The following is a 3,452-nucleotide window of genomic DNA, read 5'->3' as shown; positions in this document are numbered from 1 at the left end:
ATTTCTATAACAGTACTAAAAGTTGAGTACTGAACTATTAGCACGGATTGATAAGAATCGAGTCTATTGTCTCACATATGACTATGATTTTCGAGGTACGGAGTATTTACCGTTTACGTAGTGAATAATGCTTGGTTAACAGATTTTTTGGTGACAAGTGGTATCCATGATCAGCCTCTTCTTCCAGAAATGCTGAATAATATTTTAAGGGTATGGTATGGTTTGGGAAATAAATTTTTGCGAGAAGGTGTATGCTTTTGGATTATGTTAGGCAGCCTTCTTTTATCTATACTGAAGAATAAAACGTGGAAAATGATTTTAGTATATTCTCCAATATTTTTGTTATGGCTTACTCTTATGATATCAACCCCTGTTTCTTCCGCTATGCGTTATGTATTTGTTTTTGCCTACACATTACCATTCTTTTTGGGAGTTTTATTTATCAAGACGCGCTATCGAGATGTAGCAAACGAATAGCCTGAAATTAAACTTATTTTACATTTACCCACACCGACAACTGTATTGGTGTGGGTATTGTTTATCAAAAGATGTCATCAGTGCATTGCCTTATAATACTCTGAAATTTGAATCAGATTCATTTCAAAATCTTGCCGATCCTTCTGACGAAGTGTCTGCAAGATAATTCCTGTAAATAATGAGATGAGGGCGGCCATTTCAATGAAGCCACACACAATCAAAGTAGGGAAGTTCGGCACCAGTCCGGTCTCTGCAAAAGTAAATACAATTGGGACGAAAAATGCGGCGGCAATGATTGTCAGTAACAGGGCGATTATGCTGAAGAACTGGATTGGTTTATAGTTACGGTATAATCGGAAAATGGTAAACAAAACCTTTAATGAATATTACGGTGCGGCGGAGCCGCCAGTCCGGTGTGGCGAGAGCCACCTGTCCGGACTAACGGAGCCACCTATTGATAGTTACTCAGCCTGAGCAGGATCCAGACCATATACCTCTCTCATGGAAAGGTCTTTTGATGGATCGATGCTCTCGATGTTGATTTTATATGAATCGTATGAAATGCGATCCATGATGGCATCTGCAAGAGTGCTCTCACCGCTGCAGATCTGCTGGTACCACTCGCTTTCCCGGAACTGGGAGCAGAAGATGGTCGATGACTTCTTCCTGCGTTTGTGGATCAGTTCAAAAAGATTTCTGGCTTCGGACTCGGTCAGCTTGAGCAGGAGCCATTCATCAATAATTAACAGAACCGGTTTCGTGTACTTCTTGAGCACGTTGGTAAATGTACCGGCATCCCTAGCTGCCTGCAGATCCAGCAATAAATCCGGAAGGCGGACATATTTCACAGTGTAATAGTGTTTACATGCCTCCATACCGAAAGCACATGCCATATAGGTCTTACCGCTTCCGGTAGCACCGGTAATAAAAATGTTGCGGTACTCTGAGATGTATTCACAGGTTGCCAGACGGCTGATCAAGGCTTTGTTCAGCTTCCGGCCGGATTGATAGTCGATGGCTGCGATGCTGGCATCTGGCTGCTCCAGTTCTGCCTGACGGATCAGCCTTTTCAGGCGATTGTTTTTCCGGTTTGTATACTCAACATCAACCAGCATGCCGAAGCGGTCTTCAAACGGAACTTCCTTCATTGCAGAATCATTCATCTGGATCCGGAATGCATCTGCCATGGATGACAGGCGCATCTCGATCAGTTTATCAATGGTACTCTGATTGGTCATGATCTTTTACCTCCGTAGTATCTGGCACCTCTTGTAATGCCACGTGCCCGTGATTGCGTCTCAGATGAAATTGAATCCGGATTCTGGGAAACAGGATCGGAATCCTCTTTCATGGCAGCTAATAAATTTTTGATACTTTTATAACTGGGTGTTCTGGAATAAAGGAGCGCTCTTGAACAAGCTTCTTCCAGTTTGCTGGGAGAATGCTTCTCAGCCAGTTTCAGCAGCCCCATACAGCTTCTGTAAGTCTGCTGTTCCACCCTGCCGGAGGTCAGGATCGCATCAACCACCTTCCTTGTGTTGATTCCAATCGAATCTGCCCATCTGCGGAAACGGTCACCGTTCCATTCCAGATATTTCTGATGATCTGGCGGCATATGTTCCATTACCGTGGAGTATTGGCCGCTCCTGCCATGGAGACGGCGATGCGAGGCAATCCGGTTGTGATGATAAAATATTTCAATCGTTGTTTCTGTTATGCGCACATCGACCTTATCTTTGATATACTGATAAGGCACGGAGTAGTACATCTTGTCTACTGCGATGTGATAGTTGAACTGGACAGTGGCCTGTTTCCACTCCGCCAGTTCGAAGGGTGTGGCAGGCAACGGTGCCAGCAATGGCTTTTCTTCCCCAAGAAATAAACTGAGCCTGCTGCATTCTTTCTTTTGGAACTTTCTTGCATTGTAGGCATCCAGCTTTTCGCGGATCGCAGCGTTTAATTCTGCAAGAGAGAAAAACTGTTCATTGCGGAGGGCCGCAGTGATCCATGTGGAGATCTTACCAACGGAACCTTCCACATTTGGTTTATCCTTGGGCTTCCGGACTCTTGCCGGAATAATGGCGATATTATAATGTTCTGCCATCTCATGATAAATAGTATTCAGCGCGGTGGTATACCAGTCACTTTTCGAATGATCCACTGCCGTAGAACAGTTATCTGGAATAAGCATCGGTGTAACACCGCCGAAGAATTCAAACATCTGAATATGCGCTTTGATCCAGTTGTCTGTCTTCTGGTTCAGGTACGCCTTTACAAAGGTATACTGGCTGTAAGTAAGGACTCCTACAAATATCCATGCCTCCGTGATCTCACCGGTGTCTGGATCGATGAGCTGTGCCGGATCACCGGCCCAATCTACTTCTATCTGCTCACCCGGTTTCCGTGGGATATGCATGGTTGCCCTGCGTTTTTCTTCATCCTTCTGAATGTAGTAGCAGAACTGGGAATACATGAGAGGTTCTTCGCCATTCATACGGCATTCCTCACAGTATTCTACCCATAGGAGCTTCTTATTGACTCCATTACGCAGGAGTTCTCTGCGGATGTAGTCATAATCAGGCATCCGTTTATTGGTTGCTGATTTTGTCTTGGGGAAAAGCATTTCCTCAAGTGTGCTGTCGGTCATGTCATGATCCAGCGGCCAGGAAAGTTTTATTTCCGCAGCCTTTTTGACGACCTTGGCAACTGTGTTACGGGACACACCGCAACTATGCGCGATGTTCCGTTCACTGAATCCTAAGCTTTTCAGGCGAAGGATCTCTCGGTATTTGGTCATAATGGTGACCTCCTTTAACTGTATTCACATCAGACGATGTGTTCTTACAGTATAAAGGAAATCTATGTAATAGAGCCTAAAGTGGCTCTGAATTACCGGAATATGTGGCTCTCATTCTCCGGAATGGTGGCTCTCAAAGTCCGGACAGGTGGCTCAAAGAGCCCCGGAATAATCACCT

The 3,452-nt window shown here is 44.8% G+C and carries 4 protein-coding genes; 2 read left to right on the top strand and 2 right to left on the bottom strand.

The window, feature by feature from the left end:
- Positions 1–120: 120 nt before the first annotated feature.
- Together B5E53_RS19415 and B5E53_RS19410 are read left to right on the top strand one after the other, a co-directional pair.
- Positions 121–477, top strand: a complete 357-nt coding sequence (locus tag B5E53_RS19415; protein WP_162611977.1) for a hypothetical protein — start codon at positions 121–123, stop codon at positions 475–477.
- A gap of 201 nt (positions 478–678) precedes the next feature.
- Positions 679–819, top strand: coding sequence for a hypothetical protein (locus B5E53_RS19410; RefSeq protein ID WP_162611976.1), 141 nt, complete (start codon positions 679–681; stop codon positions 817–819).
- A 119-nt stretch (positions 820–938) separates the two neighbouring features.
- On the opposite strand, the gene istB is transcribed toward B5E53_RS19410, so the two are convergent.
- Together istB and istA are read right to left on the bottom strand one after the other, a co-directional pair.
- The gene (gene istB / locus B5E53_RS18335) at positions 939–1,715 is read right to left on the bottom strand and encodes an IS21-like element helper ATPase IstB (RefSeq protein ID WP_087281318.1); all 777 of its coding nucleotides are present in this window, start codon (positions 1,713–1,715) and stop codon (positions 939–941) included.
- Positions 1,712–3,274, bottom strand: coding sequence for an IS21 family transposase (gene istA / locus B5E53_RS18330; RefSeq protein ID WP_087317572.1), 1,563 nt, complete (start codon positions 3,272–3,274; stop codon positions 1,712–1,714). The genes istB and istA overlap by 4 nt, the downstream gene beginning before the upstream one ends.
- Positions 3,275–3,452: the final 178 nt, after the last annotated feature.

The sequence above is a fragment of the Eubacterium sp. An11 genome (genome assembly GCF_002161065.1).
Classification (GTDB): Bacteria; Bacillota; Clostridia; order Lachnospirales; family Lachnospiraceae; genus Anaerobutyricum; species Anaerobutyricum faecale.
The sequence above is the reverse complement of the archived record's forward strand: the minus strand, read 5'-3'. Positions and strand labels throughout refer to the sequence as shown.

Bases quoted from the DNA above. Each gene is read 5' to 3' on its own strand.
- istA (WP_087317572.1), bottom strand. From the start codon at position 3,274: ATGACCAAATACCGAGAGATCCTTCGCCTGAAAAGCTTAGGATTCAGT.
- B5E53_RS19410 (WP_162611976.1), top strand. From the start codon at position 679: ATGAAGCCACACACAATCAAAGTAGGGAAGTTCGGCACCAGTCCGGTC.
- istB (WP_087281318.1), bottom strand. From the start codon at position 1,715: ATGACCAATCAGAGTACCATTGATAAACTGATCGAGATGCGCCTGTCA.